General features: G+C 47.2%; 7 protein-coding genes. 6 read left to right on the top strand and 1 reads right to left on the bottom strand.

The genetic code is table 11. From position 1 onward, the window contains the following. Positions 1–25 precede the first annotated feature (25 nt). From ACRRQV_RS03550 to ACRRQV_RS03525, 6 genes are all read left to right on the top strand, one after another. Positions 26–697, top strand: a complete 672-nt coding sequence (locus ACRRQV_RS03550) for a methionine ABC transporter permease (protein WP_432527685.1) — start codon at positions 26–28, stop codon at positions 695–697. 18 nt (positions 698–715) lie between these two features. Beyond that, the gene (locus tag ACRRQV_RS03545; RefSeq protein ID WP_432527683.1) at positions 716–1,534 is read left to right on the top strand and encodes a MetQ/NlpA family ABC transporter substrate-binding protein; all 819 of its coding nucleotides are present in this window, start codon (positions 716–718) and stop codon (positions 1,532–1,534) included. Between the two features lie 15 nt (positions 1,535–1,549). Next, positions 1,550–2,629: an iron-containing alcohol dehydrogenase family protein gene (locus ACRRQV_RS03540; RefSeq protein ID WP_432527749.1), complete on the top strand. Its 1,080-nt coding sequence runs from the start codon at positions 1,550–1,552 to the stop codon at positions 2,627–2,629. A 531-nt stretch (positions 2,630–3,160) separates the two neighbouring features. Continuing rightward, on the top strand, positions 3,161–3,745 hold the full coding sequence (locus ACRRQV_RS03535) for a bifunctional transcriptional activator/DNA repair enzyme AdaA (protein ID WP_432527681.1): 585 nt from the start codon (positions 3,161–3,163) through the stop codon (positions 3,743–3,745). Continuing rightward, positions 3,735–4,637 carry a DNA-3-methyladenine glycosylase family protein gene (locus tag ACRRQV_RS03530; RefSeq protein WP_432527679.1) on the top strand — a complete coding sequence of 301 codons (903 nt, stop codon included), beginning with the start codon at positions 3,735–3,737 and terminating at the stop codon, positions 4,635–4,637. Before ACRRQV_RS03535 ends, ACRRQV_RS03530 begins: the two co-directional genes overlap by 11 nt. Beyond that, on the top strand, positions 4,630–5,124 hold the full coding sequence (locus ACRRQV_RS03525; RefSeq protein WP_432527677.1) for a methylated-DNA--[protein]-cysteine S-methyltransferase: 495 nt from the start codon (positions 4,630–4,632) through the stop codon (positions 5,122–5,124). Before ACRRQV_RS03530 ends, ACRRQV_RS03525 begins: the two co-directional genes overlap by 8 nt. Positions 5,125–5,706: 582 nt before the next feature. Here ACRRQV_RS03525 and ACRRQV_RS03520 read toward each other — a convergent pair. After that, a complete protein-coding gene (locus ACRRQV_RS03520) occupies positions 5,707–6,150 on the bottom strand; it encodes a GNAT family N-acetyltransferase (protein WP_432527675.1) in 444 nt (147 codons plus the stop codon). Positions 6,151–6,380 lie beyond the last annotated feature (230 nt).

Here is a 6,380-nt window from a genome sequence, read left to right as displayed (position 1 = left end):
GGCGCAAAAGTGGAGGTGATCGGCAATGGGGTTTGATTTTCAGCACATGATGGAATTATGGCCGGATATTTCAAAAGCATTCGGCGAAACGCTTTACATGATCGGCGTCTCGCTCGCAATTGCCATTGTGGCCGGGCTGCCGCTCGGCATCGTTCTTTTTGTAACTGACAAAGGCTTGTTTTTGGAAAACCGTTTCGTCAAATCCGTCCTCGGCTTTATCGTCAATATGGTGCGATCGATTCCGTTCATCATATTACTCGTTGCGCTCATTCCGTTGACGAAGCTGCTGGTCGATTCAACGATTGGTCCGGCAGCAGCAAGCGTCTCGCTGTCCGTCGCAGCCATTCCGTTTTTTGCCCGCATGGTTGAAACGTCGCTGCGCGAAATCGATAAAGGCGTGATCGAAGCGGCTGTAGCGGTGGGTGCCACGCCTTGGATGATCATCAAAGACGTCTTGTTGCCGGAAGCAAAACCGGGCATCATTCAAGGCGTCACCATTACGATCATTTCGCTTGTCGCCTACTCGGCAATGGCAGGGGTAGTCGGAGGCGGGGGGATTGGTGACTTGGCCATCCGTTTCGGCTACTACCGCTACGACAACACCATCATGATCGTCACCGTCATCATTTTGATTGTTCTCGTCCAAATCCTGCAGCAATTTGGGGATTGGGCGTCTAAAGCAATAGATAAACGATAGCAAAAGGAGAGAAGACACATGAAAAAAGTTTTATTGCCCACTATTTTACTTGTATTGACTATGATTTTAGCTGCGTGTGGAGGAGAAGAATCGAACGCTGACAGCAAAACGGCGAAACTCGGCGGAACGGCAGGGCCTTACAGCGATATGTTGAACAAAGCGTTCAAACCGGCGCTTGAAGCAAAAGGCTACACGGTTGAAATTACCGAATTCAGCGATTATATCCAACCGAATAACGCGTTGAACAACGGCGACATCGACGCCAATTTATTCCAGCATACGGTCTACTTGGAAAACTTTTCAAAAGAAAACGACATGGAGCTGACGGGATTACAGACGGTTCCGACAGCGCCAATGGGAATTTATTCGAATGAGTACGATTCCATTGAAAGCATAAAAGACGGCGCGACGATTGCGATTCCGAACGATCCGGTGAATGCGGCGCGGACGTTCCTCATCCTACAGGACAACGGCTTGATCAAACTGAATCCAGCTGCAGAAGAATTGACGGTATCGGAAAAAGACATTCAAGAAAACACGAAAAACTTGGTGTTCCAGCCAATCGAAGCAGGCGGCTTGCCGCGCGCGGTTGAAAGTTCGGACTTGGCCGCTGTACCAGGAAACTTTGCTTTAGCGGCAGACATGAATCTGTTGGATGCCCTTGTTCTTGAAGATATGCCGGATGAGTACCGCAACGTGGTGGCTGTAACGACGAAAAACAAAGATACGCAGCTGTCAAAAGATTTGCTGGAAATCGTCGAGTCGCCCGAATTTGAAGAACTGATCGACAAAGATTTTGAAGGCTTCGGAAAACCGGAGTGGATGGAAAATCGGTAAGGAAGTAGGGGTTTGATGGAAGAAATTATCGTCAAAGGCGCACCGGCTGAGTATAGTTGCGGTGCAGGTATACTACAAAACCTAGAAGAAAAACTGGCTGCCAGAGGAATCCGAAAAGCGCTGCTGCTGACAGGGAAGAAGTCCTGGGAAGCGCTGCAGCCGTATTTTCCGCAGCTAGAAACGATTGAACTGGCGTTTGACCGATACAACGGTGAAAGTTCCCTGGCCGAAATCAAACGCGTCTCTAACATTGCGAACGCTTTAGGGGTCGACGCCATTATCGGCGCAGGCGGAGGCAAAGTGCTCGATATTGCCAAAGGCGTGGCCTTTGAGGCCAGCATCAAGTCGGTGCTGATTCCGACGCTCGCCTCTAATTGTGCGCCGTGGACGCCGCTCAGCGTCATCTACTCAGAAGAAGGCGTGATGACCCATTTCACTGTTTATCCTGGGGCCCTCGATTTGCTGCTGGTCGAACCGCGTGTATTGCTGAATGCACCTACAGCATTATTTATTGCGGGCATCGGCGATACGCTTGCTAAATGGTACGAAGCGGACGTCCAAATCAGCCGCTTTGAAAATCCGCCGATAGCCTTGAAGGTTGCCCATTATACAGCAAAACTTTGTGCCGACGAAATGTTTTTGAATGCGGAAACGGCAATTGCCGACGCTGAACAGGGCATCTTGTCCGAAGCGTTTATCAACGTGGCTGAAACGATCATTATGCTGGGAGGGATGGTCGGGGGTTTCGGCGACAAATACGGCCGGGTCGCTGGCGCGCATGCCATCCACAACGGCATGACGATTTCACCCGAGTCGCACCAAGCGTTGCATGGAGACAAGGTGGCGTATGGCGTTCTGGTGCAGCTATTGCTGGAGAATAAACCAAGCGAAGCGGAGCGGGTCATAGCCTTTTACAAAAAAATAGGATTGCCGGTATCACTCAAAGAATTGGGAATACCGGACGAATGGATCGAGGGAATTGCTGTCCAGTCGACGCGTGAAAATGAAACGATTCATGTTTTGGCGGCTGGAAAAGTCCATGCGGATCAAGTGGCGCTCGCTATGCGAAAGCTTGAGGAACTGGTTGGCGTCTAGTAGCCGGTATTATAAACATCGATGCCTTTCAATTGGTCAACACTCAAACAAAAAAACGTTTAAAAAATGTGCAATCATAATTTTAATAAAGCCGGAACGTCCGCAAAGAATGGAAAATTCTTTGCGGACGTTCTTTTCGTTGGATGTCGCCTTGAATCAACTGACCCAACCATCTTTTTTGTGTTGTGCATATACGTGTTTGAATCGCTATTGCTGCTTTATGAATAAATAGACCATAAGCACAAAATCGAGGACGAATTAGAAGCTGCTGGTTGATAGAATAAGGTGAAGCGGCAAATTGAACCAGATTATGCAAAAGATTCAGCACCCATCCTATACAATAGACTTAAGACAGTGGAAAGAGGAAGCAGGAATAAGCTTGAAAGCTTCGGCTGAAAAGCAAGCGAAGTTCGCATAATCCATCGATATAGCCAGGTGCCGCGCCGAGTGTCAGCGAGCAAGTGCATAAAACAATGAGCAACCAGGTTCAGTGGAGTTGGATCAGCAACTCGCTCGAGAGGAGTGAAGGTAATGGTAAAAGAAAAATCGTTTTCCTTTAAAGAAATGTGGGAAAAAATCATCGCTTGCGACCGGAAATACGACGGTTTGTTTTTTACGGCCGTCAAAACGACCGGCATTTATTGCCGCCCTTCTTGCAGATCTCGAAAACCGAAAAAGCAAAACGTTGAATTTTATGCAACGCTTCAAGAAGCTGAAAGCCGGGGCTATCGTGCTTGCAAAAGATGCCAGCCGGAAGTGGAGCTTTCGCCCAACAGCGAATTCACGCGAAAGGTGATTTCGTTTTTGCTGGAGAATTACAGAGCGAAACTAAGTTTAGAAAAGTTGAGCGGACAAATAGGGATGAGCCCTTCTTATTTGAATCGGCTATTCAAACAAGAAACGGGGGAGACGCCTCGGACGTATCTTGAAAAAGTGCGGATCGACAAGGCGGCAAATTTATTGAAGAAGACAAATAAAACCAATCTTGAAATCTGTTTTGAAGCAGGCTTTCAAAGTCCTTCTCATTTCTACAAAGCGTTTCGGCAACTGAAAAACTTTTCGCCAAGCGAATACAGAAAAAAGAATGAGGAATTCCAGTGTGAACATGAAAACTGAAGAGCCTATCTTAACGTTGCGAGTGCCCGCTGAATTTAATTTCGAAGAATGCCTAGTGGTCTTGGAGCGATCCCCTTTAGAAAATTTGTATGGAATTCGAAATAAGCACATAAGAAAACTGCTCGTTCATGAAGGCGAAATGATTTTTATTGAAATTGCCCATGCCGAATGTGCTCTTCGTATCGAGTTTCTGACGGGTACTCCTTCGAGTGGGGGAATTAGCGCAGTGCAAGCCTTTGTCGAGGAGTGGTTTGATCTGCAAACGGATTTATTGCCATTCTATGAAATGGCCGCACAAGATCCCATTCTGCATGAACTCGTTAAGAAGCATTATGGGCTAAGGCTGCTGTGCATTCCGGATTTGTTTGAAGTATTGAGCTGGGCGGTGATGGGCCAGCAAATCAACTTGGCGTTCGCTTATACAATGAAAAAACGGTTTGTCGAAAATTTTGGGGAATCGTTTGTGGTAGACGGGGAAACACATTGGGCATTTCCAACATGTGAAAAAATTGCCGAAATTGAAGTGGATGAGTTGCGCCAGCTGCAATTTACTGCAAAAAAAGCCGAATATATCATCGGAATTGCACGAGCAATGGCGAATGGGGACCTTTCGAAACAAGCGCTTATGCGCGAAAAGGATGAACAGAAAGTGGAACAGGCATTAACGGCCATTCGCGGAATTGGGCCGTGGACGGCCAACTATGCAATGATGCGCTGTCTGCACGTGCCATCGGCTTTCCCGTTAGTAGATGTCGGGCTGCACAACGCGTTGAAAAAACTGTTGGAGCGGGAACATAAACCTGCCTTGTCGGAAGTTGAAGCCTTATCAAAAAAATGGAATGGGTGGCAGGCTTATGCCGCCTTTTACCTGTGGAGGACGTTATATGAGTGAATTGTATTATTTAGATTTTCAATCGCCGATTGGCGCCGTCGAAATCATTGGGACGCCTGACGGGATTTCTTCGGTTTTATTCAAAGAAGAAGACGTACTCGTTCACCTGCCAGGACCCGAGACGCCGCAAGTGTTGATGGATTGCCTGAAAGAACTGACCGAATATTTCAAAGGAGAACGCATGCACTTTACTGTTCCGCTCATCTCCGAAGGGACGGAATTTCAGTGGAAAGTTTGGCAAGCCTTGAAGAATATCCGCTATGCCGAAACCGCTTCGTACCGAGAGGTTGCCGATGCTGTCGGGTCTCCTAAAGCGGTCAGGGCTGTCGGAAACGCGAACAGCAAGAACAAAATCAGCATCATTGTTCCGTGCCACCGCGTCATCGGCTCCAACGGCAAATTGACGGGCTACGCGGGAAGTTTGAGCCGGAAAGAATGGCTGCTTCAGCATGAACAGGCAGTTAAGCATCAGCAGACAATCGTGTGAAAAGTGGAACGCCTGAATACGTAAAGCCGAAAAGACGGGTTGAGTGTCTTTTCGGCTTTTTGATTTTGCTTATACTAAGTTGAACTTAAGAATCGTCATTTCATCTACCGCTTCGGTCGCTTTGGCCATGGCTCTACGCGATTTATGTAGCGAGTAGTACTCCTGTCTCTGCATCGCTGCGCTAGCTTCGTGACAAAGTAACTGCCCCACACTCCCTTTGTGGCAATTCCCTGCCTAGCCCGTGGACGCGCCGAAGCTAAGAGATTTCTTACTACTATGAGAGACTAGTTGTAGAATTGCTGTTTTACTGCTAGCAGGCTAGAAGATATGGAGCACACCAGCGGAGACGCCTGCGGGATAGCGAAGTGCCGAAATCCACTCGGGCAAAAAGCCCGAGTTAGTTCGGCGCGAGCCCGCGGCAAGCGCAGCTGGTTTGCGGAATATCGACAAGTGAGAATCATTAGTTCAACTTATATAGAAGAGATGACCAGCAGGATCACTCTATTACTGCTAGCAGATATGGAGCAGTTTTGCGGAATATCGACAAGTGGGCATCATTAGTTCAACTTATATAGATTGGAATTATTGTTTTAGCCGCTTATACATAACAATGTGCGGTCCGATAGGCGGGTAGTCGAACACTTCTCCGTGGGGCAAGAACCCCAGTTTGGAGTAGTAGTCCTGAACGGTCGTTCGGCCTTTACACCACAGCAAATCAGCGCCGCGGTTTCGAATGATGCTTTCAGCAAAAGCTACTGCGGCACTTCCTGCCCCGAGGTTTGTAAAATCGCTCAACGTTGCCATTGCTCTAAGGCGGTATTGGAGAGTTGACGGGAAATCGGGGTTCTTTTCCCTGCAAAAAGAAGCGACGCTAATTAATTTATTATGATAGAATGCCCCGACATGGAAACTGTGTTCTTTGTAATCGGTATCGTATTTGCAATCGTCAAGAATCTGGTGGGGACGCAAGACGGTGTGCCGGATGATATAGGTCAGTTCCGCGTGAATTTCTCTCGTTTCGATCATTTGGGGTGGGCTCCTATCCACAGTTATTTTCCTGTTTTAACCATTCTTCTTTATTTCCATTATTCCTGCTTTTTTCAAAAAAATAAGGGAAAAGTACGATGTGGACAGTGCAATAGAGAAGGTTTAATATATATTTATTTGTAAATCAAAAATATGATAGATTTGGCATTTTACCAGTTTTTAAGATTAAATCAGAAGTAAAGAGTCTTGAAAGGCATTTTATAGTTGCA

Origin of the sequence: Planococcus sp. YIM B11945 (assembly GCF_050864155.1) — a bacterium.
Classification (GTDB): Bacteria; Bacillota; Bacilli; order Bacillales_A; family Planococcaceae; genus Planococcus.
Note: the sequence above shows the minus strand (reverse complement) of the source record. Positions and strands in the feature narration are given on the sequence as shown.

Excerpts from the sequence above, each read along its gene's own strand:
- ACRRQV_RS03525 (WP_432527677.1), top strand. The coding sequence starts at position 4,630 with ATGAGTGAATTGTATTATTTAGATTTTCAATCGCCGATTGGCGCCGTC.
- ACRRQV_RS03530 (WP_432527679.1), top strand. The coding sequence starts at position 3,735 with ATGAAAACTGAAGAGCCTATCTTAACGTTGCGAGTGCCCGCTGAATTT.
- ACRRQV_RS03545 (WP_432527683.1), top strand. The coding sequence starts at position 716 with ATGAAAAAAGTTTTATTGCCCACTATTTTACTTGTATTGACTATGATT.
- ACRRQV_RS03535 (WP_432527681.1), top strand. The coding sequence starts at position 3,161 with ATGGTAAAAGAAAAATCGTTTTCCTTTAAAGAAATGTGGGAAAAAATC.
- ACRRQV_RS03520 (WP_432527675.1), bottom strand. The coding sequence starts at position 6,150 with ATGATCGAAACGAGAGAAATTCACGCGGAACTGACCTATATCATCCGG.
- ACRRQV_RS03540 (WP_432527749.1), top strand. The coding sequence starts at position 1,550 with ATGGAAGAAATTATCGTCAAAGGCGCACCGGCTGAGTATAGTTGCGGT.
- ACRRQV_RS03550 (WP_432527685.1), top strand. The coding sequence starts at position 26 with ATGGGGTTTGATTTTCAGCACATGATGGAATTATGGCCGGATATTTCA.